The sequence below is a fragment of the Hansschlegelia plantiphila genome (assembly GCF_027922265.1).
GTDB lineage: Bacteria > Pseudomonadota > Alphaproteobacteria > Rhizobiales > Methylopilaceae > Methylopila > Methylopila plantiphila.
The window spans coordinates 90,810-113,303 of sequence record NZ_BSFI01000002.1 but is presented as its reverse complement, the minus strand read 5'-3'; the positions used below and the strand labels follow the sequence as shown (position 1 = coordinate 113,303).

At 66.0% G+C, this 22,494-nt stretch carries 23 protein-coding genes; 10 read left to right on the top strand and 13 right to left on the bottom strand.

Annotated features, from left to right (window positions below):
• Positions 1-122 precede the first annotated feature (122 nt).
• From PKE75_RS01985 to PKE75_RS01970, 4 genes are read left to right on the top strand one after another with little or no spacing between them, the layout of a single operon-like run.
• A complete protein-coding gene (locus tag PKE75_RS01985; RefSeq protein ID WP_428979096.1) occupies positions 123-1,193 on the top strand; it encodes an acyl-CoA dehydrogenase family protein in 1,071 nt (356 codons plus the stop codon).
• Entirely contained in the window at positions 1,190-1,912 is a 723-nt protein-coding gene (locus PKE75_RS01980) for a PIG-L deacetylase family protein (RefSeq protein WP_271167013.1), read from the top strand. Before PKE75_RS01985 ends, PKE75_RS01980 begins: the two co-directional genes overlap by 4 nt.
• Positions 1,902-2,486 carry a class I SAM-dependent DNA methyltransferase gene (locus PKE75_RS01975; protein WP_271167012.1) on the top strand — a complete coding sequence of 195 codons (585 nt, stop codon included), beginning with the start codon at positions 1,902-1,904 and terminating at the stop codon, positions 2,484-2,486. Before PKE75_RS01980 ends, PKE75_RS01975 begins: the two co-directional genes overlap by 11 nt.
• Positions 2,483-3,340 (top strand): glycosyltransferase family 2 protein, encoded by an 858-nt coding sequence (locus tag PKE75_RS01970; protein WP_271167011.1) that lies wholly within the window; start codon positions 2,483-2,485, stop codon positions 3,338-3,340. Before PKE75_RS01975 ends, PKE75_RS01970 begins: the two co-directional genes overlap by 4 nt.
• Here the strand turns inward: PKE75_RS01970 and PKE75_RS01965 are convergent.
• From PKE75_RS01965 to PKE75_RS01950, 4 genes are all read right to left on the bottom strand, one after another.
• Positions 3,337-4,350, bottom strand: coding sequence for a glycosyltransferase (locus tag PKE75_RS01965; RefSeq protein ID WP_271167010.1), 1,014 nt, complete (start codon positions 4,348-4,350; stop codon positions 3,337-3,339). The genes PKE75_RS01970 and PKE75_RS01965 overlap by 4 nt on opposite strands.
• Positions 4,347-5,363, bottom strand: a complete 1,017-nt coding sequence (locus PKE75_RS01960) for a glycosyltransferase (RefSeq protein WP_271167009.1) — start codon at positions 5,361-5,363, stop codon at positions 4,347-4,349. Before PKE75_RS01960 ends, PKE75_RS01965 begins: the two co-directional genes overlap by 4 nt.
• Positions 5,344-6,393, bottom strand: a complete 1,050-nt coding sequence (locus PKE75_RS01955) for a glycosyltransferase family 4 protein (RefSeq protein ID WP_271167008.1) — start codon at positions 6,391-6,393, stop codon at positions 5,344-5,346. The genes PKE75_RS01960 and PKE75_RS01955 overlap by 20 nt, the downstream gene beginning before the upstream one ends.
• Positions 6,394-6,593: 200 nt before the next feature.
• Positions 6,594-7,904 (bottom strand): tetratricopeptide repeat protein, encoded by a 1,311-nt coding sequence (locus tag PKE75_RS01950; protein ID WP_271167007.1) that lies wholly within the window; start codon positions 7,902-7,904, stop codon positions 6,594-6,596.
• Positions 7,905-8,150: 246 nt separating this feature from the next.
• Between PKE75_RS01950 and PKE75_RS01945 the strand changes: the two genes are divergently transcribed.
• From PKE75_RS01945 to PKE75_RS01935, 3 genes are all read left to right on the top strand, one after another.
• Positions 8,151-8,777: a phospholipase D family nuclease gene (locus tag PKE75_RS01945; RefSeq protein WP_309298793.1), complete on the top strand. Its 627-nt coding sequence runs from the start codon at positions 8,151-8,153 to the stop codon at positions 8,775-8,777.
• A gap of 48 nt (positions 8,778-8,825) precedes the next feature.
• Entirely contained in the window at positions 8,826-9,803 is a 978-nt protein-coding gene (locus PKE75_RS01940; protein ID WP_271167006.1) for an FkbM family methyltransferase, read from the top strand.
• 212 nt (positions 9,804-10,015) lie between these two features.
• Positions 10,016-10,906, top strand: a complete 891-nt coding sequence (locus PKE75_RS01935) for a hypothetical protein (protein ID WP_271167005.1) — start codon at positions 10,016-10,018, stop codon at positions 10,904-10,906.
• Positions 10,907-10,915: 9 nt separating this feature from the next.
• On the opposite strand, the gene PKE75_RS01930 is transcribed toward PKE75_RS01935, so the two are convergent.
• Positions 10,916-11,170, bottom strand: a complete 255-nt coding sequence (locus PKE75_RS01930; protein ID WP_271167004.1) for a hypothetical protein — start codon at positions 11,168-11,170, stop codon at positions 10,916-10,918.
• A gap of 258 nt (positions 11,171-11,428) precedes the next feature.
• On the opposite strand from PKE75_RS01930, the gene PKE75_RS01925 reads away from it, so the two are divergent.
• From PKE75_RS01925 to PKE75_RS01915, 3 genes are all read left to right on the top strand, one after another.
• Positions 11,429-12,895 carry a LicD family protein gene (locus PKE75_RS01925; RefSeq protein ID WP_271167003.1) on the top strand — a complete coding sequence of 489 codons (1,467 nt, stop codon included), beginning with the start codon at positions 11,429-11,431 and terminating at the stop codon, positions 12,893-12,895.
• Positions 12,892-13,323: an adenylyltransferase/cytidyltransferase family protein gene (locus PKE75_RS01920; protein WP_271167002.1), complete on the top strand. Its 432-nt coding sequence runs from the start codon at positions 12,892-12,894 to the stop codon at positions 13,321-13,323. Before PKE75_RS01925 ends, PKE75_RS01920 begins: the two co-directional genes overlap by 4 nt.
• Positions 13,324-13,476: 153 nt before the next feature.
• Positions 13,477-14,460 (top strand): Stealth CR1 domain-containing protein, encoded by a 984-nt coding sequence (locus PKE75_RS01915; protein ID WP_271167001.1) that lies wholly within the window; start codon positions 13,477-13,479, stop codon positions 14,458-14,460.
• A gap of 43 nt (positions 14,461-14,503) precedes the next feature.
• On the opposite strand, the gene PKE75_RS01910 is transcribed toward PKE75_RS01915, so the two are convergent.
• From PKE75_RS01910 to PKE75_RS01875, 8 genes are all read right to left on the bottom strand, one after another.
• Positions 14,504-15,817 (bottom strand): LicD family protein, encoded by a 1,314-nt coding sequence (locus PKE75_RS01910; protein WP_271167000.1) that lies wholly within the window; start codon positions 15,815-15,817, stop codon positions 14,504-14,506.
• A 145-nt stretch (positions 15,818-15,962) separates the two neighbouring features.
• Positions 15,963-17,252 carry an MSMEG_0569 family flavin-dependent oxidoreductase gene (locus tag PKE75_RS01905; protein WP_271166999.1) on the bottom strand — a complete coding sequence of 430 codons (1,290 nt, stop codon included), beginning with the start codon at positions 17,250-17,252 and terminating at the stop codon, positions 15,963-15,965.
• 4 nt (positions 17,253-17,256) lie between these two features.
• Positions 17,257-17,544: an MSMEG_0570 family nitrogen starvation response protein gene (locus tag PKE75_RS01900; RefSeq protein WP_271166998.1), complete on the bottom strand. Its 288-nt coding sequence runs from the start codon at positions 17,542-17,544 to the stop codon at positions 17,257-17,259.
• Positions 17,537-18,715, bottom strand: coding sequence for an MSMEG_0565 family glycosyltransferase (locus PKE75_RS01895; protein WP_428979092.1), 1,179 nt, complete (start codon positions 18,713-18,715; stop codon positions 17,537-17,539). The genes PKE75_RS01900 and PKE75_RS01895 overlap by 8 nt, the downstream gene beginning before the upstream one ends.
• Complete coding sequence (locus tag PKE75_RS01890) at positions 18,688-19,662, bottom strand: sll0787 family AIR synthase-like protein (protein WP_271166996.1); 975 nt, start codon at positions 19,660-19,662, stop codon at positions 18,688-18,690. Before PKE75_RS01890 ends, PKE75_RS01895 begins: the two co-directional genes overlap by 28 nt.
• Entirely contained in the window at positions 19,659-20,201 is a 543-nt protein-coding gene (locus PKE75_RS01885; RefSeq protein ID WP_271166995.1) for an MSMEG_0567/Sll0786 family nitrogen starvation N-acetyltransferase, read from the bottom strand. Before PKE75_RS01885 ends, PKE75_RS01890 begins: the two co-directional genes overlap by 4 nt.
• 293 nt (positions 20,202-20,494) lie before the next feature.
• Positions 20,495-21,274, bottom strand: coding sequence for a trehalose-phosphatase (gene otsB / locus PKE75_RS01880; protein WP_271166994.1), 780 nt, complete (start codon positions 21,272-21,274; stop codon positions 20,495-20,497).
• Between the two features lie 120 nt (positions 21,275-21,394).
• Positions 21,395-22,480 (bottom strand): TRAP transporter substrate-binding protein, encoded by a 1,086-nt coding sequence (locus PKE75_RS01875; protein WP_271166993.1) that lies wholly within the window; start codon positions 22,478-22,480, stop codon positions 21,395-21,397.
• Positions 22,481-22,494: the final 14 nt, after the last annotated feature.

The following is a 22,494-nucleotide window of genomic DNA, read 5'->3' as shown; positions in this document are numbered from 1 at the left end:
CCTCTCGCACGTTCCCCGTCCATGGCTGGCCTTGCGGCTCGACAGGGACCTTGCGCGACATGACCGTGACGCCTCTCCGCCGCACCGATCGCCGACCAGCCGCGGACCCTGCGGCGGAGGTCGTGGAACGGGCCAAACGGAGCGCCGCAGCTCTTGATAGAGCGGGACGCGATGCGGACGCCGCGCCGTCGTTTCCCCGGGACGGCGTCGAGGCGCTGCATGAAGCCGGGTTGCTCACCGCGTTCGCGCCCCGCGAGAGCGGCGGAGCGGCTTTGACCAAAGCCCAGCGGGCAGACGCCCTGATGGACGCGCTCCGCATCGTCGGACGTGCGGACCTCAGTCTCGGCCGCATCTTCGAGGGCCATGTCAACGCGCTTGCTCTGTTCGATTGGTATGGCTCGGCCGCCCAGAAGGCGGAGCTCGCGACGCGCCTTGTCGAAGGGAGGGTCTACGGGGTCTGGGCGACGGAACCCGCGCCGGGGGTCCGAATAACCGTCGACGACGCGCTCGAAGGTGCGAAAAGTTTTGCGACCGGCGCCGGCGAGATCGACTATGCGATCGTCACTGCGGCCCGCGATGAAACGCGCCGTCTCGTCATCGCGCCGGCGAAGGATGCCCCGCGCGCCGATGTGTCCGGCTGGACGGTGCGCGGCATGCGCGCGACGATGAGCGGTCGCTATGATCTGTCCGGTCTCGCGGTCGCGCCGGACATGCTGCTGGGGGGGCCCGGCGACTATGACCTCGAGCCCCGCTTCACTGGCGGCGCCTGGCGTTTCGCCGCCGTGCAGCTTGGCGGCGTCGAGCGCATCCTGACGCTGATGCGCGAGGCCCTGAACAAGGCGGCCCGCGAAGACCCTCTCGTCCGCTCCCAGTTCGGCGCGGCGGTCGTCGCCGCCCGGTCAGCCTATCTCTGGGTGCGCGAGGCCGGCCTCCGGTCTGAAAGCGAGGCGCCGGACGCGAACTCCTTCGCCCTGATGACGCGGGGCGTCGTCGAGCGCGCCGGCCTCGACGTCATCGAACTCGCAAGCCGGGCCGTTGGCACGCGCGCTTTCTTCACCGGCGGCGATCTCGACCGGTTCTGCCGCGATCTCGGGCTCTATCTGAGGCAGGCCGCGCCCGATCATGCGAGGGATCGCGCCGCGGCCGCCTGGCTTGAGCGCGATTGCTGGGGCGCGGGGGACGAACTGTGGTGACCGCTCCCCCGTCGCTCATCGCGCGCGCCTCGCGTTTCGGCGGACGCCTCGCCAAGGCACGCTGGCTGGTGCTCGCGCCGCATCCCGACGACGAGACGCTGGGCGCCGGCGCGCTGATTGCGGAGGCGAGCGACAGCGGGAGGCTCGCCGGCGTCGTTTTCGTGACCGACGGCTCCGGGTCGCATCCATGCGTGGACGCATCCGCTCGACGTCGGCTGGCGGAGCTTCGCCGCCGGGAGGCTCGCGAGGCCCTGCGGGCGCTGACGCGGCGCGCCGATACGCCCATCGAGTTCCTCGATTGGCGTGATGCGCGCCCGCCCGACCTGGGGTCGCCCACTTTCTTGGCGGCGGCGCGGCGCCTCGCGGGACTCTGCCGCCGGGACCGGGTCGACGCCATAGCGGTCACTGCGCTCCGAGACGCGCATTGCGACCATGTCGCCTCGGCGAAGCTGGCCTACGCCGTGGCCCGTGACGCCCGGCGGCGCATCGACGTGCTGCAATACGCCGTCTGGAGCGACCCGGCCGACCTGCGCGACGGCCGGTTTCTCGCGATCGACGCCCGAAGCAGCCTGCCGCGCCGGACCGCGGCGCTCGCCCGCCACCGCAGCCAGCTGACGCCGAGCGCCGGCCAGGGCTTCCGCCTGTCGCCGGAACAGCGCGACCTGCGCCGCCGTCCCTTCGAATTCTTTCTCCGGAGCGCGCCGCGCCATGCGCCATGAGGGCAGCCTGCCGTCGGACTATTTCGAGCGGATGTTCGAAGATTCAGCCGATCCGTGGGCCTTCGAGACCAGCGACTACGAGCGCGCCAAATACAACGCCACGATCGCCGCCCTCGAAGGCCGGCGCTACGAAGCGGCGCTCGAGGTGGGCTGCGCGAACGGCGTGATGACGCAGCGGCTCGCGGGCTGCTGCGACGCGCTGGTCGCCGTCGACGTCAGCGAGACGGCGCTGCAGCGCGCCCGCGCCCGACTGAAATCCAATGCTCACGTCACTTTCGAGCGGCGGGCCCTTCCAAATGAGCGTCCGGACGGAGGGCCGTTCGATCTGATCCTGTTGTCCGAGGTCGCCTATTATTGGGATCGCGGCGATCTCTCTAAAGCGGCCGATTACCTCGCATCGGCGTCGCGCGAGGGGGCGGACCTGCTTCTGGTGCACTGGACGGGCGAGACCGACTATCCGCTGACCGGCGACGAGGCGGCGGAAGGCCTGATCGAGCGGCTGAGCGGCGTATTCAGGATCGAGCGGCAGCGCGCCGAGCCCGAGTACCGCCTCGACCTGCTGCGGCGCGGATGACTTCTGACGTCAGCGTCCTGACGCTGGTCGGAGATCGACAGGACCATTTCGACCGGCTGGTGGCGGGTCTCGCTCGCTCCACAGTGCAGCCGGGCGAGCTGGTCGTCTCTGACATCGGCGAGACGCCGGTCCGCCTGCCGGCGGCCCCTTTCCCGATCCGGCGCATCGCAGTCGCCGGATCGCCTCCCAGGCTTGCGGCGGCCCGCAACCGGACCGCGGAGGCCGCGTATGGCCGCCGCCTGCTCTTCCTCGACGTCGACTGCATCCCCGGGCGCCATTTCGTCGAACGCCTTTCGGCGGCGATCGAGACGACCGATGGTCTGTTTTGCAGCGAGGTGTTCTATCTGCCGCAGGGCGCCGTTTCGGACGGATGGAGCGAACATGACCTCGCGACCGCCGGCCGGGCGCATCCCGTCCGACGTTTTCCATCCGCTGGCATGCGGCGTGAGGACAATCCTGGCCTGTTCTGGTCGCTAGCATTCGGCGTCATGAGAAGCGCTTTCGAACGCATCGGCGGCTTCGACGAGCGGTTCGTCGGTTATGGCGCGGAGGATACGGACTTCGGCTTCGCCGCGCGAAAAAATGGCGTGCCGCTGTTCATGCTGGCCGGCGCGCCGGCGTTCCATCAGCATCACCGGACGTTCGATCCTCCGCTTCAGCATTTCGACGCCATCCTGCGCAACGCCGAACGTTTCCATACAAAGTGGGACGTCTGGCCGATGAGCGGCTGGCTCGACGCCTTCGCCGATCTCGGTCTGATCGACCGGCCAGCGACCGGACCGATCGTCGTGCGCCGCCAGCCTACCGCGGACGAAATCAGCACCGCGGCGCGGCCGCCCGGCGAGCCCTTCTAGCGGTCGGCGATCGCCTCGATCCATGCGGCCGCCTTTGCGGCGCCATGAGGATCGGCCAGGGGCCTGAGCGCATCGCGGTCCAGGCTGGCCAGATGCGCCCGCAAAGCCGGCCACGAACCCGGCTCCGGCCATCGATCGACGACCACCGCAGCGCCGGCGCGCTCCAGCACGCGGGCCTTGTCGGTCTGCTCCCGATAGGGCCGCTGTTCGGGAATGCAGAGAAACGGCCTCCGTGCGGCCGCTACATCGGCGACCGCGCCATCGCCCGCTCCCGCAACGACGAACTCGGCCCCCGCGATCCAGGCCGGCGCGTCGGGAACCCAGCCCGCGAAGCGCAGGTTGTCCGGCCGGCGAACAGGCTCTCCCTGAATCTCGCCGAGGACGACCCAGTCCAGATCGGGCGTCGCCTCCGCCGCCTGCTCGACGGCCGCCAAGCGCCCGCCGCCGCCGCCATAGACGACCACCGCCGTCGGCCGACCGAACTGGCGCGTTGGACCCGCGAAGGCAGGCGTCACGCCGGGGAAATAACTGGTCCGCCGGCGCAGATCGGGAGGCGCGCTTTCGTGCTCCCAGATCTCCGGCCACGGTGCGAGCAGCGCCTCGGCGCTGCGGAAGGCCTCCAGATGAGGAGCGTCGTCACGGCTGCCGAACAGCCGGACATAGACGGTGGGCGTCGCGCACAGGCGCGCCAGCAGCGCGACCTCGACGGAGACGTCGACGACCATCAGCGCCGGCTGCTCCCGTGCGATCCAGCCGGAGATGATCGCCGCGCGCTGGCGCACGCCGTCGTGCCGGAGCGGCGCGTAATGCAGGGCAGCTGGCCGCAGGCTCGTTCCGTCCTCCCCGTCGAAGCCGGCGTCGATCCGGTCGTCCGGCAGATCGATCCCCGCGTCGCCAAGACCGGTTCCGAGCATCGTCATGCGCCCGCCAAGCTGCGCCGCGATCGCCTCGGCGCGACGCCGGTGCCCGGCGCCGTGGTGGTGGACGTAGTAGCCGATCGGACGCTTCATGCGGCGCGCGGCGCGGTCGCGACCTCTCTGGCCGCGGCGACGAGCGAGGCGGCGGCCTCCTCGATGGGCGTATCGGAGGCGAGCGGCGGCAGCTCCGACTCAAGCTTCGCCACTGAGGCCGGGCCGCCCTCGGCCCGCGCCGCCTTTCGCCATGCGATGCGGTCGATCCACGCGGCGGCCGCGGGCATGCGAACCGCCCCCTCCCGCTCCACCGCCTCACGCGTCGCGCGCATCGCCTGCGCCATGCCGCCCGCCGCGCGTCCGTCCTCGCGCGGGGAGACCAGCACCCAGACTTCGGGGGGATGCCGAAGCCGCGCGCCGAGGGCCTGAGCGGCGCGCACAAAAGCGATGTCCTCGGCGTGCGGCAAGGCTGGAACGCCGCCTACGGCGTCGTGAAGAGCCACGCGCAGGCCAAGGCTCGCGCCGGTATGATCGCCGTGACGAGGCGCGGGATCCCAGGGCGTCGGATCGAGCAGATCCTCCAGCGCACGCACCGCGGTCCAGTACTCAGCGATGTGGGCGTGCGTCGCACGGAGCGTCGGCGGCCATCCCTGCGTCTCGTTGGCGTCGACCTCCAGCCGACCGCCGACCAGATCGGCCCCCGCCGCGAGCGCTGCGAGATTGGCCTCGACCCAATTCGGGGGCGGCAGAGCGTCGGCGTCGGTCGAGATGAGCGCCCCATCGCCGTGCCCCGCGTCCTGCAGAACCCGGGCGCCGAGCGCCATGGCGCGCCGACGCGCTGAACCGGCGTGCCGAAGATCCGGCGCGAAGTCGATGATATCGGCATGCACGTCCAGCGCCTTCGCGTGGACGCGCGCGAGCTTCTGAAGCGCGGTCTCCGATCCGTCGTCGGAATTGTTCACGACCACCACGACCGACAGAGGTCGCGCCTTCGCCACCGTCTGGGCCGCCAGCGAGGCGATCAAGGCCGGCAGGCGCCGCGCCTCGTTTCGCGCAGGGATGCAGACGCAGGCGGCTGACGGTTCGCCGGTCTCAGTTCGCCAGGCGGGCATAGAGCTGCTCATAGGCGTTGATCATCACGTCCGCGTCGCAGATCGCCTCGGCGCGACGGCGGCATGCGCTGCGATCCAGGCCGATCGCGATCTTGGCGGCGGCGGCGAGCGAGCCGGCCTCGTCGGGACGGGCGAGCACGCCGCAGGACTCGTCGAGGATCTCGGCGAGCGCGCCACGCTCGAAGGCCGCGACCGGGGTTCCGCAGGCGAGCGCCTCAGCGACGACGAGCCCATAAGGCTCTTCCCAGCATGGCGTGCAGAGGGACGTGCGCGCGCCGCCGACGAGTTCGGCCAGTTCGCAGTGGCCCAGGTGACCGATATAAACCGCGCCGTCATTGAGTTCCGGCGCGATGCGTTCGGCGAAATAGCCTTGGTCCCAGATCGGACCGGCGAAACGTAACTGCAGCCCGACCGTCCGGGCCGCGGCGATCGCGTGATGCAGGCCTTTCTCAGGCACGATCCGGCCGCACCAGACCAGATAGGGCTCGACGTCCGGCTCCGGCCTGAACTGGAAGCGATCGAGGTCGATGCCGTTCAGGATGACCTGGTCGATCGGCCTGACGCGCGACCACAGGAGCCGCATCTTTTCGGAAACCGCGACGAACTGAGCGTCCGGCTCGGAGCACAAGCGGACGCCACTTTCCAGCCAGCAGAACGGCGGCGTGTGCAACGTCGTGACCACCGGCGCACCCACATCCGCGCTCATCGCCACCGGGAGGTAATGCAGCGAGTTGTTGTGGATCACGTCGAAGCCGCGCCCTTTCAGAGATCGCATCAGCTTGAGATAGGCATGATGCTCCCGGAAGAACGCAACGTCCGTCGCTTCCTCGAGACCGAGGGCGGACAGCGAGGTCTCGTCGCAGATTGGCTCGACGCCCAGCGTGGCGTCCGAACGGGTCGAGGCGAACACCGTGACGTCGTGGCCCCGGGTTCGCAGGCCGCGCGCGAGCTGGTGGGTATGCATCTCGAGACCGCCCGCAAAAGGCTCGCCGATCGGATGCTTGAGATGCGCGATGACGCCGATCTTCATGGCCGGCGCCGCAGCGTCAGTGGTGAGATTAACGCCCCGGCGCTCCTCCAGGAGAGGCGATGATCTCTACGCACGTCTTGAGCTCCTCGGCGCTCGGGGTCCGCCGAGGAGACGCCGCTGACCGGGGAAACGTTCCTCGGATTCGTCGCAGCGATCACGAATCCCCGAAGATTCCTCTTCGAGGCCCTAAATTCGGCGGCTTATCGGCGTGCGCGCATCTCGACGACCTCGCTGTGCGAGACGATGCGGGCAGGCTGATCCTCGATCGTCCGCAGCAGGAAGAGCCTGCCGGCCTCCTTGAGGAAGGCGTCCACCCCGAACTCCTTCTCATAGAAGTGGAAGGCCTTCGAAAGCAGGGCGAACTCCCCGCCTGTGTAATATTTCACGATCAGCTTCTGCCAGTGCAGCCGCGTCAGACCACGGTTACGGATGCGCCTGTTGGGCGCCTCGAGCGAGGCGTCGTAGTCCGCCTTCGGCGTCCTCCAGTCGCCGTAGTTGTCGGTCAGATACCGATCCGGATCGGACGGGATCAGAAATTCGCGGTTTTGGAACTTGATCTTGGACAGGGGCTGGCCGCCCTCACTCCACCAGACGGCGTTGTCCCAGGCGTGCAGGTGGCTGCCGTGCCAGACCGTGTCGCCGTGGTGATGATGGAAGAACAGGTCGACCTTCACGCCGTTCTTGTGCTTCATTTTCACGAGGTCGACGGAGGGGACGAACACCTCCTCGAACTTGGCGCTGGCGGTGATCGCGCGCTTGATCTCGTCGCGCTGGGCGTGACCCATCACGCCGACGTCGATGTCCTTGTCAGCGCCGAGCAGCTTGCCCTCACGCACCACGCCGAGCAGCGTGCCGCTGATCAGGAAGAACGGCGTCGCCGGCATCAGCAGATCGTGAAGATCGACGAGCGCCGCGTTGCCCGCAGCAGCCTTCATGAAGGTCTTCGCCTTGGGCGCGCTGGTGAAATGCGTTTCGCCGATCCAGCGGAGGATCTCCATCATCATGTAGTAAGCGCGGTCGATCTCGTTCGCCGCGATGGCGATGTCGACGAGGTTGATCGCCTGCGTGGCCTTCGTGACGTTCGCCCTGCGGCTGCGAGTGAAGGCCGCGACCGCCATGTCGACGCTCTCTGCGTCGCTCGGCAGGCGGCGGTAGAGCTGGAGCGGCACCACGAAATTATGTTCGAGGATAAGCGACAGAAGCAGCGGCCGGGCGCGGGCGACGTCGCCGGTCTCCACAAGCGCTGTCGCGAGGATGGCTTGAAGCGGATAGGTCGCAAGCGACTTGTCGCCGGCATGTTTTTCGAACAGCGCGATCACCGCCTGGTGGCGGCCGGTCGACGAATAATGCTCGAGCAACTTCCTAAGATAGAATCCGCGGCGGCTCCCGCTTTCGATATGGTCGAGCGCAAGGCGTTCGGCCTCGTCGGCTCGGCCGGCGTCCGCCAGCGTCGCGAACCTGCTCGAGTCGAACCCCGCCACCTTGAGAACTTGTTTGACCAGCGATCGCATCAGGAACCTCGCGCAACTCTTCGTCTGACGGATAACGCCGCGCGCTCGCATTATCCAGCATGCGGAAACGCCGGATGGGCCGCGTTAGGCCGTATCAGCGACAAGGGCCCATCGCAAAATGACCACACGACCACGATTGAGATTGGTTCGAACGTCGTCCGTGCGGGTCGCGCGGCGAGTCTGGCTTGGTAACCGTCCCGGGCGGCAACCGCACGTCCGGCCCTTCAGCACGATCGAGCACGCCCGATGAAGTCATTGAAACAGTTAGTTTTTATCGTCATTACGCTGTCGAGCGCGCCCGCGTGGGCCCAGCCAGCGCCAGCGCCGACGCCTGATTCGGTCGTGACCCCGATGCAGGCGCCTGCGAAACTCAGCGTCTGTTTCACCCCCGACCATTCCTGCGCGCCCGTCCTGCTGCAGCAGATCGCGGCGGCGCAGAAGGAGATCCTGGTCCACGCCCATAATTTCACGAATCGGTCGATCATGAAGGCGCTGATCGAGGCCAAGAAACGAGGCGTCGACGTGAGGGTCATCATGACCTCGCGCCATGAGCGCGTTCAGTCCAATGCGCTGCTGACGCTCGCGAAGGCCGGCCTCCCGATCTTCATCGACGACAAGGCGCGGGTCGCGCACAACAAAGTGATGATTTTCGACCGCAAGGCCGTGACGACCGGGAGTTACAACCTGACTTATGCGGCGGATCGAAAAAATGCCGAAAACCTGCTGCTGATCCAGGATTCTCCGGTCATCGTGAACGCCTACGTCTCCAACTGGCAGCACCGGCTTGATCTCTCCCGGCCCGCCCGCGTCACGGGTCACGCCGCGAACGACAACAAGAGCAAGCCTGACAGTGACGACGATGATGACAACTGAAACGAGGCCGTCCAGACTAGGCGACTAAATGATGGAGATGCGGTATCGATGACGCTATTGGTGCAAACCCCGCGCAACGACGCCGTTATTCGCAAATTTGGCTCTTACAGAAGCCGGATGAACGCTCTCACCGGAGCTGGCACGAACATCCAGCGCCGGTTAAGCCGTGGAGGACTGGCGAACTACGAGCCGGATCTACAGGCCACGCTCCTCACACTCGCTCAAAGCGATCGTCAGCGCGTATTCTACGATGTTGGCGCGCATATCGGCCTGTTCTCGGCGTTGCTTTCGACCGTCTACCGCGGGACCGGGCTTCAAGCCTACGCCTTCGAGCCAACCCCTTCGACATTCGCGCGGGCGGTGAAGCTGCGGGACAGAAACCGGCTTGGCTATATGGTCATGCCGATCGCCGTCTCCGACAGCGTCGGCGAGGCGCATCTCTATCTGTCGACCAAGGCGGAAACGTCGAATTCTCTCAATTCGGGCTTCCGCCCTGGCTCCACGGCGGTCTCCGTCCGGTGCGAGACCATCGACAGCGTGGTCGCCGGCGGCGCTCCTGCGCCGACGCTGATGAAGATCGACGTCGAGACCTTCGAACCCCAGGTGCTCTCGGGCGCGATGGACACGATCACGCGCCACACGCCGTGGATCACGTGCGAATTTCTCGCGAGCGCCGACGAAGGGCGACTCCGTGTCGCGCTGCAGCGCCTAGAACGAGTCGGATACCTGTTCTACAGGATCGTTCCCGAGACGCCGTGGAGCCCGTGCACGCCGGCGCAGGTTCTCGCCAAGCGCAGCAGCGCCAGCGGATCTCGCGACTGGCTTGCGGCGCCGAAGCCGTTGTCGAATGCATTCTTTACGCGCTTCCAAGCTTGGCTGGAGGCTGTCAAGAAATGTACGTTAGCCACCAACACAGTGACAGATGACCGCGCCGCAGTGAAGGTGCTAACCCAGGAGACTTGGAACTCTGATAATTCTTCAAGCCCCAGAACGGGCGCCAACGAGTTGCTGAACGTGAGCCGATAGCAACCCCTGGGAAGTGGTCTGCGACGTTTCTGCCCTCCGCCTGCGCGATTTTGCAATTGCCGCACGCCTAAAATAGCTTAAACTGACGTCAGATTGTCATTATCAGATTGTCGCTTGCTAAGTTCGTTTTTGCGCTTCTCTTCACCTCGCGAGAGCGTGGAAAATGAATGGGAAGCGCGAGGTCGTGCGTTTAGTGTGGGGGATTGCTTAGAATGGAGATGGCTGCGCTGGTTTCGCCGGCGGTTGATACGCCGCAACCTAAGCTCGACGTAGATTTTCTTAAGGTCGACTATACGCACGTTTGCACGGGCGTAAAAAAGGTCAGCGGGGGCATAGAGATCTCCGCGCTGTGCCAGCCGGCGTATCGCAAGATTATCGCTGCGGTGCATGCGGTCAGCGAGACCGGTAGCGTTCCGCTGTTTTTCCAGAACGCGCCCAAGGTTGAAGGCTCGGATCTGGTCGGTTACACGGCCCTGGTGCCGCGAGCGCTGCTCAATAGAAAGCTGTCTTTTCAAATTGTGAACCAGAATGGCGACACTTTCCCAGCATTCGTGGCTGGACGACGGAAGATGAAGCTTCCGGTCAATTGGCAGTTCGCACCCTATTATCTAACCCTGTCCTACGATCCGGCGGCGCAAGGCAAGTCGGCGCCCGAATCACCAGTTGGGGCGTTCGTTCGCTCCATATCGGTGCTGCAGGACAAGCTGCAGATCGACGTCTCTCTTTTTGTCAGCGAAGGGGCGAATCCTCCGACTCGCGGGCAATTTGTCATCAACCGCGACGGAATCGAGGTGTTCGAGACGGATTTTGAGTTGCAGCCTGCGAAGAAGGTCTTCCGCCTCGCGGCCGGCCTTCACAAGCAGTTCTCCAGCGTCGAACCTTTTCACGCGGAACTCAGCGTTCCGATCATGATAGCTTTCGCGGAGCGGGGGCTGCATAATCTCGAGATCCGCATCGGCGACGACGTGAGCCCGATACGGCCATACAACCGCTATTATTATCAGAAGCCTTCTGTGCTCATGACCGAGAGCGACATGGGGCCTCACATCGTCCGGCATTTCGCCGACCCGATAAGCGGCGACATCCGGATTTATCTCGAATAGCCGTCGCGCTCAGTGTGCGGGCACCCACTGAAGGAGAAGACCGTCGCGCGTATCGCGAGCCCAGGAGATTTCGCCGACCCGACCCCAAATGCCCGCGCGCTTGAGCTCCTTCACCAACGCTTCGAGCACGTCGGCCGCGCCGACCGGCTCGGTCATCGCCGAAACGATTTCGGCGGCGTCCGGGCATGTGTGCGGGGGGAAGCCGCCGACCCGTTGGGCGTCAGCCAGATTGTTCATGCCGCACTCTCTCTGCTTCTGTTTCATCGTTGCCATACGCTCACTATAGCCCGTCGGCATGACAGTTTTTTGTCTGTCCGCGGGCGGCGCGGACCGCCCGTGTGGAAGCTGGGCGTAGCGACCTCGTCCTCTGGACTCAAAAATGGCGTTTGTCATAACGGCCCTGATGTAGCCTAGAATGAATGCCTTTTTAAAAGAATGGGTTACGTCGAAACCACGTAGTAGCGTTGCATATGACAACATTGTCAAATATCAATTGCTGCACTGCACACGAGGCTTGAATGCATGAGTAACGGCGTTGCGCTGGAGATCGCCGACATCCACGATTTGCGCGTGATGCCTCCGCGTGATCGGCGTGCGGCCGCCGAGGTCATCGCAAAAGCGTTCACGGAGTGCGCGGCCTATGTCGAGGAAGGCCGCGACGAGGACGTCGTCGCGACCGCCGACAGCCTGGCCTTGTTTGTCGGAGCGGCGCACTCGGCCAACACGCAGTTGCTGGCCATCCGGATGTGGAAGGTCAATGCGCTCTCCAACCTCGGGCGCGGACGCGAGGCCGTCGAGCTGCTGGAGTGGATCGAGCGTTTCAACGGCGTCTCGTTCCGGACGCGTGAGCGGATGGCGACGCTGCGCTCCTATGTTGGTGATTACAAAGGTTGCATCGACGCCTGCACCGACGCTCTGATGTCGGCGCCCCTAGATAAGAGCAGGACTCCGTCGCGCGACGTTCGCCTGATCGGGCAGATGCGGGCCGAGGCCATGTGCCTCGACGGACAATACGACGCGGCGTTGCGCTTCCTGATCGACACGCTGAAGGACGTCGTCCCGAGCTATGACGAACTCGCCGTCATGCGCCGGGCCGTCAAGACGCCGGAAGCGCTTGAGACGATGTTCCGGTTTCTCGCGCCGCATTTCAGCTATCCCGGTCACCGGGCGCGGCACGCGCTGTTCCATTATTCCATCGCTTGCCGCGACCTCGGACAAATCGACAGAGCGATCTTCGCAGCGCGTCAGCGCTTCCTGATCGGCCTGCAGATCGTGAAATACGGCGAGCGTGAAACCCCCGTGAAACAGGACTGGAGCAAGCAGGCCGCGACCTCGCTCGCTCACCTGCGATCGGACCTCGGAGCTCTCGGCGTCGACTTCTTTCTTATCAGCGGCACGTTGCTCGGCTGCATCCGAGAAGGCGCCGTGATGAGCCATGACAAGGACATCGACGTCGGCGTCCTTACCGACGTGCCGGCTGAAGACATCCGCAAGGCTCTCGCCACCAGCGGGCGGTTCAAGGTTCGCGCTTTGACCACGGACAAGCTCGTTCAGATTCGTCACTCGAACGGCGTCGTCATCGACGTATTTCTCCACTGGAGAGAGAACGGGCTCATTCTGCACGAGGGCCAGAAGACGCGGTGGTGGAACTCGGATTTCGGACTCAATCTCGTCGATTTCTTGGGCGACAAGTTTTATATTCCGACCAATCCGGACCAGTACCTGATCGAGAATTACGGGGACACCTGGACGATTCCGCAGCCAGAATTTGAAACGTTCGTCGACACGCCGAATATGATCATCCAGGATAACGATCATATGATTTGGTACTACTATAGTAAACTCCACGATTATTATGCGTCTGGGAAAGAGGCTCAGCTTCAGAAAGTCTGGTCTGCTCTTCAGGATCTGGTCGGAAACGATAGCGCGGTGAGCGTGGCCGTTAACCGGATAAAGATCGACGCGATACAACAGGGAGCGAAGCAGTGACGCGAGTTCTTACCTACGGCACCTTCGATCTGCTTCATATCGGCCACCTGAACCTGCTCGAGCGCCTCAGGGCGTTGGGCGACGAGCTGATCGTCGCGGTGTCGACCGACGAGTTCAACGCCGAGAAGGGCAAGAGATGCGTCGTTTCCTTCGAGGATAGAGTTCGGCTGGTGAGCGCGCTCAAATGCGTCACCGACGTGATTCCGGAGATGAATTGGGCTCAGAAGCCGCACGACATCAAGCGTCTGAACGCTGACATCCTCGGCATGGGCAACGACTGGCACGGCAAGTTCGACTCGATGAACCTCTATTGCAAGGTCGTCTACCTGCCCCGGACCGAAGGGATCAGCACGACCTTCCTTCGTCAGGAAATTTCGCGGCGCGAGACCACCCCGGTTCTGATGGCGGACCGCGCCGCCCGCGCCTGAGCGATCGCCTGATCGACGCGGGCGCTTCCCCGGTGGCGCCAAAAGCGCTTTGCCGAACGCCTCAAAGGTCATAAATGACTGCTAGCCGGTCGCGGGGGCGCCATTGCAGCTTGCGCCGTCATTGAGCGTCGCGCCACAGTTGAGAGTCTGATCGTGCCGGATACCGACATCGTCATTGCGTGGGTGAATGGGCAGGATCCCAAACACGCCAAGAAGCGGGCCAAATTCCTTCAGGAAGGTCCGGCGCAGGAGACCCTCGCGACCAAGGCCCGCAGGTTCAGCGACAACGAAGAGATCCGCTATAATCTGAGATCGATCCGCAACCATGCGCCGTGGGTGCGAAAGATCTGGATCATAACGGACGACCAGTTCCCACCCAGCATCGACCAGGAGCTCGCCCGCGAGCACAACATATTCACGGTCGATCATCGGGTGATCTACCGGGGCTTCGAAGGTTGCCTGCCGGTCTTCAACTCGCTCGCGATCGAGACCATGCTGTGGCGAATTCCGGAGCTCGCCGAGCAGTTCATCTATTGCAACGACGACATGCTGCTGAGCGGCATGACCAAGGAGACCGACTTCTTCGTCGACGGAAAGGTCGTGCTGCGGGGAAACTGGGCGGATCTCACCGACAAAGAGATCAGCTTCCACGCAAGCAACCAGCTCGCCGCGGCTCAGCTCTACGGCTACGACCTTACACGCTTCTTCGGAACGCCCCACGTCCACTACCCCATGCTCCGATCGGTGCTTGAAGAAGCGTTCGAGAGCCTGAAGCCCGAATTTGCGCGGAACATGGCCTTCCGCTTCCGCAACCGCTCGCAGTTCTGGCCGATATCGGTTCACGCCTACCAGGCGATGAGGACCGACCGGGCGGTCGGCTACAGTGGAAAGCCGGACTGGCGGCACTTTTCCGTCCGCTTCTGCAAGACCGCAAGCGCCGAGGATCTGATCACCCGCCTCGAAATTATCCGCGACCACAAGGTCAAGATGACCTGCGTCAACTATTTCGAGGCGGTCCAAGCCAAGGTGCCCGACGCCCTCTCGTACATCTCCGAGGCCACCGGCCCGATGGCGCCGTTTGAGCGCCCCGACAAGGTCGCAGACGTCAAGGGCGGCGGACTGCTCGCTGCGGTCTAAGCGCGACGAGCTCTAGTGGCTCGCTGAGAGACGCGCGGCCGGCTTAGGTGTCGGCGGCGAGCCGCGGGCGCCTGTCGAGCGCCGCGATGGGATGAGCTTCGGCGACGGCGTCTCCCAGCATCACCCGCCTTGCGCCGAGAAGAAAGTCGTCGGCCCCGTATTCGCTCTCATAGAGCGACATCACGCCGATCAGCATGTCGAAGTCGGCGCGGTGGTGCCACTTCACGAAGTTCTGCCGCGAATAGAGCTTGGCGAGCGTGGCGTCCCTGATCCGGCGATTGGGCGCCTGAAGCGACGCGTTGTAGCGTTTCTGCGGCGATTTCCAATCGCCGTAGTTCTCGGTGAGGTAGACCTCCCAAGCGGACGGGATCAGGAATTCGCGCCCGCGGTAGGTCGTCCTGCCATATCGCGTGGCGTCGTCCGACCACCATTTTGAATTTTCCCAGGCATGCGCCGGCCCGCCGTGCCACACGACGTCGCCTTCGACATGGTGGATGAAGACGTCGATCACCACGCCGTTGCGGTGCTTGACCTTCAGGCCGTCGATGTTCGTAGAGATGTCGGGCGAGAAGGCGAAGGACGACCCGACGGCCTCACGCAGCCGTCCGATCACGGACGGCTCGAGCACGCCGACGTCGATATCCTTGTCGTAGGAGAGCAGCTTGTTCTCCCTCATCACGCCGAGCAGGGTGCCGCTGATGAGGAAGAATTCTCCGACGCCCTCCATCAGTTGGTGGAAATCGAGGAGCGCCTTGTCGAGTTCGTCCGTGCGGTCCGATTCTGAATAGGTCACGCGCTCGGGCTTCGCGCCGTCGAGCCAGCGCAGCGACTGGCTGGTCAATTCGAAGCCGCGCTCCGGAACGCCGGCTGCGACAGCGACCTCGACGAGATGCGACGCCTGGATCGCCTTGCGGTAGGGCGTGCGCTCGCTCCGCTGAAACGCGGCGCAGGCCTTGTCCAGCAGACTTTCGCTGGCCGGCAGCATGCGCAGCAGCCGCAGCGGCTCGGGCGACTGGACCTTGAGAATGAGTTGAAGGATCAGCGCCTCCGCGGCTTCGAACTCTCCGGCCATGATCAGCGCGCGCGCCAGGAGCCCCTGGCCGTCCTGCGTTTTCAGCAGGCTTCCCTCGCCCTCCGCCAGCTTGCGGACATAGGCGTGGTCGCCGAGGTCGAGCCTGATCTCGGCCAGCCTGCAGGCGAACCAGTCGCCGCCGATGGCGGAGCGGACGCCGCGTTCGGCGAGCCGGACGCTCTCCTTCTCCCAGCCCTGCCTCATCGCCGACTTCAGCTGCTCGCGCCGTCGCTGCGTCCGCCCGCTCGAGGAGACGAACTTGCTGATAAGCGAGGCGTACGACATGAGGCGCTGGTTCCAAGCGGAGGATGCGGCGGCGGCCGGGGGCGCGCCGAGGGGCGGACGCCCACACGGCGACTTTGCCCTGTTCCGTGATCATGTTCCAGAGCCGAGGCGCCATGATGACGGAGAAGGCCTGGACGCGCCGTCCTCAGATTGCGAGGTCGAGCGGCCGCCCCGCCCTCGCCAGCCGCCGCACCGCCGCATCCGCCACATGTTCGGCGTCGCGTCCGACGCCTGCGAAACGCCCCGAGCCCCAGGTGTGAAGCCAGGGCAGCCCGATGACGAACAGGCCGTCGACGCTCGTGACGCCTCGCCGGTGGCGGGGATAGCCGTCCTCATCGAGGAACGGCGCGTCCACGAACGACCAATCGGCCATGAACCCAGTGGCCCACACGACGCTCGTGACGCCGGCCTCGCCCAGATCGAACCGGTCTTCGCCTTCCCCCGCCGGCGGCGCCCAGACCGGCGCGTAGCGGCCTCCTGGAGGCGCCTTGAGGTCAGCCTCCACGATGTGGTTGTCGATCAGTTCGCAGATGCCGTTATAGACCTCGTCGGCCGCGTCGAGATTGCGGGCGAGGTCGTCGGCGAACGTCACATGGCCGCCCTCCGCCTCGACGAGCCGGCCATGCAGCGCCATGCCCTCGGTCGCGAAGCGGCGCAGATCGATCTCGTGACCGCCGGAGCGGCCCGTCAGGTAATGGTTCGCCTGGCGGCGGACCGCTGCGCCCTTGGGGTGGCGGTCGATCGGCAGATCGTACTGGCCAAGATCGTCGAGCCACTCGACCGCGTCCCGACCGCGATAGACACGCGGGCACCGTGGAGCGGAGCCGACCGCAAGATGAACCTTGCGGCCAGCGACATGCAGGTCCTCGGCGATCTGTGCGCCGGACTGTCCGGAGCCGACGACCAGAACTGCGCCGGCCGGCAATTGATCGGGGCTCTTGTAGTCGGACGTATGAATCTGGGTGATCGAAGGGTTAAGACGTTGGGCGACCGGCGGAATGCGGCGCTCGTGATAGCCGCTGATCGCGAGCACTACGGCGTCCGCCGTCACCCGTCCCTCGCTGGTTTCGACCTCGAACCAGCCCATCGCGTCGGCGGCGATCCGCGTCACGGCAACGCCCTCGCGCACCGGCGCCCTTACACGGCGGGCGAAGGCCTCGACATAGCCGGCGACGTCGTCACGCCCCATGAACCCGTAAGGGTCGCCGCCGCGATAGGGAAAGCCGGGGAGTCGGCACTGCCAGTTCGGCGTGACGAGGCGGAAGCTGTCCCACCGCTGAGCCCGCCATGAATGGGCGATCGCGTGCTTCTCGAACACCACGTGGTCGACGCCCCGGCCCGAGAGATAGGCGCTGACCGAAAGCCCCGCTTGGCCCCCGCCGACGATGACCACGGGGTGGTGAGGAACGCGGAGCCCTGACGGAAAGATGTCCATGCCGTCATTCCTCGAAGGATTCCACGGCGACGCGAGCCTCCGGCGCCCCGCCGAACCGGGCGGCGACGGCCTCGATGCGGGCGAGCTGGCCCAGCGCCCGCGAGCAGGGAAACCCGTAGCGGGCAGCGACCCTGTCGCTCGCGATGGTCAGGGCCTCCCGCGCCGAGGTCACGAAGGCCTCCAGGCTGTAGCTGAGGCCTGGACTGAAGAAGTCCTTGATCACGAGCGAAGGCGAGTAGCAGCTCTCGATCGCGCCGTCGGGCCAGCGGATGACGAAGCGCATTTCAGGCATGGACCCGCTCCGTAAGTCGCTCGTATACAGGCAAGTGGCGTGCCGCGACCTCGCGCCAGCTATGGCGCGCGGCGACTTTGCTTCCCCGTTCGGCGAAGCGCGAGCGCAACGGCTCGGACAGCGCGGCCATCAGCGCGTTCGCGATCGAGCCCGCGCTGCCCGGATCGCACCACGCTGCGTCATCGTCGCCGAGATATTCCGTGAAGGGCGGGATATGTGAAACCGCCACCGGCAACCCGCTCGCCATGGCCTCCAGCACAGCGAGCCCGAAGCCTTCTGCGATCGATGGGAACGCCAGAACGTCGGCGATCCGATAGAGCGCCGGCATGTCGGCGTCGTCGACAGCGCCGGCAAGAATCACGGCCTCGACAGGGAGATCGCTCGACGCGATATCCCGAGCGAATTCCGCATGATAGTCGGAATGGTCGAGCAGCGAGACGCCGCCCGCGATCACCAGCCGAGCGGCGGGCATGATCCGCTCGATCTGACGGAACGCCTCGAGGATCGCTCGAGTGTTCTTGCGCCGCTCCACGCCGCCGACCGCGAGAACGACAGGTCCTGCGCCGAGCCCCAGCCGTTCTCTGAGCGCGGCCTCGCGGCCATCCTCCTTCGGCGAGAAGCGGCCGACGTCCACCCCGTTGCCGACGACGTCGGGACTGACGCCGTATTCCGCCGCAAGCCGCGAGCGCCACATGGCGCTGACCACGAAATGGGCGTCGGCGGCGACGATCGCCCGCCTTTGCAGCGCTTCAAGGCGCGCGTCTTCGAACCGGTCGACGTGATGCACCGTGCGGGCGAAGCGTTCTATGCGACGATCCTGCTTCAGTCGGGCGAGCGCATTCGCCGAGATGCTGTCCTGGGCGTGGAAGACGTCGAAGCGCCGACGGCGCGGATCGTCGAAATAAGCGAGATAGTCCGCGACGCGCGCTTCCACCATTTCGACGACGCCGCCTTCGTAGCGTCGCGCGGAGACGCTTTCGGTGCTGCACGCGGATTCCCGGAAGAAACCTGCGGACCGAGGATCGGGGGCCAGCACGGTCGGCTCGTGGCCGAGTTCGAGCAGCGACGCGGCGAGATCCAAAGCGTGGGCCACGCCGCCGCGGGGATTGGTCGAATGGCAGAGGATCGCGATTCTGAGAGGAGTCACGCCGGCGCACTCGCCCGGGCGCATCCGATGAAGGGCTTTCGGGCCAGGTCCCAGATCAGCTCCCGCGAGGCGCCGCTCCTGAGAGCGACTTCGGAACCCCGCGTGATCGAACCGCAGTCGGCCGCTGCTATGCCCCGCGCTTCGAACCGCGCGACGACCGCGTCGACATCGCTCGGTTTCACCGCGAGCAGGTAGCCGAAGCTCGGAAAGCTCGTCAGCCACCGGTCGAGCGCGATCCCCTCCGGCCGAGGCGCGGCCTTGACGTCGATCTCGATCGCGACGCCGGAGCATTCCGCCAACATGATCGCGGTGCCGACCAGGCCGCCCTGGCTGATGTCCTTGGCCGCCTTCGACAGCCCGGCCTCAGAGATCCGCGGCAGCAGCTCGATGTCGCCGCGGAGCCGGCCGCCGGGCGCCTCGGTCGCGGCCTCCCAGTTCGAGAACGGCTCGCGGTAGCGGCCGCGAAGATCGATCGCTGCGACCAGCCGATCGCCGGGCTCGGCGTCGAAGCTCGTCAGCAGCTTTTCGGCGCGCCCGAGAATGGCGACGGAGAGCCGCCGTCCGTCGGAAGCGAGATTGGTGTGGCCGCCGACGACCGGCACGCCGAAGCGTTCGGAGGCCGCGCGCAAGCCCTCGAGCACCGGCGCGGCGGAGGCCTCGCCGTCCGCCCAGAGCGCGTCGACGACCGCTATCGGCCGCCCCCCCATTGCGGCGACGTCCGAGACGTTCACCATCACCCCGCACCAGCCGGCGAACCAGGGGTCCTGGTCGACGAAGGCGTCGATGAAGCCCTCCTGCGCGAGCAACAGCCAGCCGTCTCCCTGGGGGATGGCGGCGCAATCGTCCCCGACGGCGATCGCCGAGCCGCCCTCCAGCCCGAGCCGCGACGCGGCGAATGCGATCTCCTGCTTTGCGCCCAGCGACCGGCTGGAGCGGAGCCGCGCAGCGAGCGCCTCGAGATCGTCGGTCACGCCGCCCGCCGCGTCAGCGCGAGAAAACCGGCCTCCGGCGTCGCGAAAGGCGGATAGAAGGCGAGATCGGCCTCCATCCTCAGATGCCGGACGCCACGGAGCTCGATCTCATCCAGAGTCCGCCAGTGCAGCCGTCGGAACAGCGGGGCGTTCTGGGCCTGCACATGGGCGAGGAACCGGACACAGCCGCGAGCATGCGCCGACGACACAGCGAGCCGTATGAGCGACGCGCCGAGCGCGCCGACCCTGCGGTGGCCGGCCGCAACCGCGAGTCGCGACCCCCACCACAGCCCCGGCGCTTCCTCATGGATCCTGACGGTGCCGACCACCGCGTCAGGCGCGACGACGTAGGACGACAGCGCCACGATCGGCGTCGCGCTGTCGTCGATCGCGTCGCGGTCGGAACCATCGAACAGACCCTGCTCTTCGCAGAACACCTCGCGGCGCACCGCCATCGCGCCGCGCAGCTCCCACGGCTCGGTCGCCCATTTCACCCGGTAGCCTCCGGGCACGAACGGGCGGATAGGTTCGAAGATCATCCAGAGGCTCGCTTTGCGAACGCGGCGATCACCCGCCCAAGCGGGGGGCCATCGTCAATCGAGCAAGCGACATGCCATTCGCAACGCTCGTTCTGGTCTCAACGATTCAATCAATCAACAATCAATTTTACATTCAATTTACATGCAACGGCGCGCCCGATTATCAGGCGCCGTCTGCTCACAACGCATGCTGCCATAAAAACTGGGACGAATGACCTCGTTTTGGCGCACCAATGACGACCGTCGCATGCAACAATATGCAGTCAATGCAGCCTGCGCATGCCCGCCGGTCGTCAGGCGTCGGCGAGCGCGGCCAGCCAATCCCGGACCGCCGCCGGATCCGGCAGCTCGTAGATCGCGGCGGAGGGCCGCGACACCGCCCCGACAAGCGCCGCAGCCCCCCCGTAGGCGGCGGCGGCCTCGAATGCGAACTCGTCGGTGAGGTCGTCGCCGAGCACGAACGGAATGCGGCCCGCGAACGGCGCGTCGGCCATCAGCGTGACAAGCGCAGAGCCTTTGTCGCAGCCGCGCGGACGCACCTCGACCACCATCTTGCCGGGTTGAAGCTCATGGGCCGGCGCGAGTTGGGCGACGAGGCCCGCGACCCGCTCGCGCACCTCTCCCTCGCGCTCCGGCGTCGAGCGGTAATGAACGGCGACGCTCGCGCCCTTGTCCTCGAGCGCAAGACCGGGGCGGGCGTCGACGAAGGCTCCAAGCGCCGCCGTCAGCCGTTGCGGCGGCGGCGAGCCTCCGTCCTCCACACGGCCGCCACCGCGCCGGCGAAGCTCGGCGCCGTGAAGCGCAGCGGCCGGCAGGCGAAGCGGCGCAAGAATGTGATCGACGTCGGCGAGGCTCCTGCCGGTGATCACGGCGAGCGCGCCGCCGAGCCGCGAGACCAGGCGCGCGATCGCGACGATGGTTTCCTGGGGGATGCTGACGGCGCCCGGCGAGGCCGCGAGGTCGAGCACCGTCCCGTCGAGGTCGAGGAACAGCGCGATACGGTCCGGGAAGCCTTCGGGCTTCGCCGGCAGCGGCGCGCGGAGCGGTAGTCGCTTGTTCGCTGCGTTCGCCATGGTTGTCTCCGGACGCGAGAGCGGACGCGTTGCGCCAAACGCTCATTTCGCAAGCGCCTTAGATAGGTCTCCTGCCTGCAATCGATAGCCCCGGCAAGGCTTATCGAGAGGTCGTGAAGCTCAGCCGCGGCTCTGCATCTGCGCCATGAACACGTCGAACGGCAGCTCCGCGACCCGGAACCACAGCACGTCCTCGTTGCGGAACGCGGCCTGCGCCTCGTGGATCTTCTTGAAGGCGGGGCTCTTCTGGTAGAGCTCGGCGTAGACCTCCTGGCTCGCTTTGTAGGCGGCCTCCATGACGTCCTTCGGATACGGCTTCAGCTTCACGCCGGCGGCCACAAGCTCGCGCAGCGCCCTGGGGTTCTGCGCGTCGTAGCGGGCGAGCATTGTCTCGTTCGCGATCGCGGCGGCGCCCGTGGCGATCGCCTTGTACCGCGCCGGGAGCGCCTCCCACTTCGCCTTGCCGATGAGCAGCTGGACGGATGGCCCGCCCGCCTGCCAGCCGGGATAGTAATAGTTCTTGGCGACCTGATAGAGCCCGAGCTTCTGGTCGTCATAGGGACCAATCCATTCGGCCGCGTCGATCTCGCCTTTTTCGAGCGCGGGATAGACGTCTCCGCCCCCAAGCGGCTGAGGCGCGGCGCCGAGCTTGGCGAACACCTGCGCGCCGAGCCCCGAAACGCGGATCTTGAGGCCCTGGAGGTCGCCGACCGCGTTGACGTCCTTGCGAAACCAGCCGCCCATCTGCGCGCCGGTGTTGCCACAGGCCAGGCCGACAAGATCGAAGCGCGCGTAGAGCTCGTCGAGCATCTCCGCGCCGCCGGAACGAAGCCAGGCGTTCGTCTGCCGCGCGTTCGGGCCGAACGGGGTCGCGGCGCCAAGCGCGAATGCTGGGTCCTTGTCGAGGTAGTAGGCGGACGATGTGTGGCAGGCGTCCGCCCTGCCCCTGGCGACGGCGTCCGCGGCTTGCAGGCCCGGCGCGAGTTCCCCCGCCGGTGAGATCTGGGCGGTGAAAGCCCCGTCAGTCATCTCCGAAATCGCCTTGGCGAACACCTCCGCCCCGCCGTAGAGCGTGTCGAGAGACTTCGGGAAGCTGGAGGCGATCCGCCATTTGATCTGCGGCGCGCTCTGAGCGACCGCTGGGGCGGCGAGAGCGCCGGTCGCCGCTACGCCCGCGCCGACGGTCAGGAACCTGCGTCGTTGCATTGTAATGAACGGCC

Bases quoted from the DNA above. Each gene is read 5' to 3' on its own strand.
- PKE75_RS01975 (WP_271167012.1), top strand. From the start codon at position 1,902: ATGCGCCATGAGGGCAGCCTGCCGTCGGACTATTTCGAGCGGATGTTC.
- PKE75_RS01970 (WP_271167011.1), top strand. From the start codon at position 2,483: ATGACTTCTGACGTCAGCGTCCTGACGCTGGTCGGAGATCGACAGGAC.
- PKE75_RS01965 (WP_271167010.1), bottom strand. From the start codon at position 4,350: ATGAAGCGTCCGATCGGCTACTACGTCCACCACCACGGCGCCGGGCAC.
- PKE75_RS01960 (WP_271167009.1), bottom strand. From the start codon at position 5,363: ATGCCCGCCTGGCGAACTGAGACCGGCGAACCGTCAGCCGCCTGCGTC.
- PKE75_RS01955 (WP_271167008.1), bottom strand. From the start codon at position 6,393: ATGAAGATCGGCGTCATCGCGCATCTCAAGCATCCGATCGGCGAGCCT.
- PKE75_RS01950 (WP_271167007.1), bottom strand. From the start codon at position 7,904: ATGCGATCGCTGGTCAAACAAGTTCTCAAGGTGGCGGGGTTCGACTCG.
- PKE75_RS01945 (WP_309298793.1), top strand. From the start codon at position 8,151: ATGAAGTCATTGAAACAGTTAGTTTTTATCGTCATTACGCTGTCGAGC.
- PKE75_RS01940 (WP_271167006.1), top strand. From the start codon at position 8,826: ATGACGCTATTGGTGCAAACCCCGCGCAACGACGCCGTTATTCGCAAA.
- PKE75_RS01935 (WP_271167005.1), top strand. From the start codon at position 10,016: ATGGAGATGGCTGCGCTGGTTTCGCCGGCGGTTGATACGCCGCAACCT.
- PKE75_RS01930 (WP_271167004.1), bottom strand. From the start codon at position 11,170: ATGAAACAGAAGCAGAGAGAGTGCGGCATGAACAATCTGGCTGACGCC.
- PKE75_RS01925 (WP_271167003.1), top strand. From the start codon at position 11,429: ATGAGTAACGGCGTTGCGCTGGAGATCGCCGACATCCACGATTTGCGC.
- PKE75_RS01910 (WP_271167000.1), bottom strand. From the start codon at position 15,817: ATGTCGTACGCCTCGCTTATCAGCAAGTTCGTCTCCTCGAGCGGGCGG.
- PKE75_RS01905 (WP_271166999.1), bottom strand. From the start codon at position 17,252: ATGGACATCTTTCCGTCAGGGCTCCGCGTTCCTCACCACCCCGTGGTC.
- PKE75_RS01900 (WP_271166998.1), bottom strand. From the start codon at position 17,544: ATGCCTGAAATGCGCTTCGTCATCCGCTGGCCCGACGGCGCGATCGAG.
- PKE75_RS01895 (WP_428979092.1), bottom strand. From the start codon at position 18,715: ATGCGCCCGGGCGAGTGCGCCGGCGTGACTCCTCTCAGAATCGCGATC.
- PKE75_RS01885 (WP_271166995.1), bottom strand. From the start codon at position 20,201: ATGATCTTCGAACCTATCCGCCCGTTCGTGCCCGGAGGCTACCGGGTG.
- otsB (WP_271166994.1), bottom strand. From the start codon at position 21,274: ATGGCGAACGCAGCGAACAAGCGACTACCGCTCCGCGCGCCGCTGCCG.
- PKE75_RS01875 (WP_271166993.1), bottom strand. From the start codon at position 22,480: ATGCAACGACGCAGGTTCCTGACCGTCGGCGCGGGCGTAGCGGCGACC.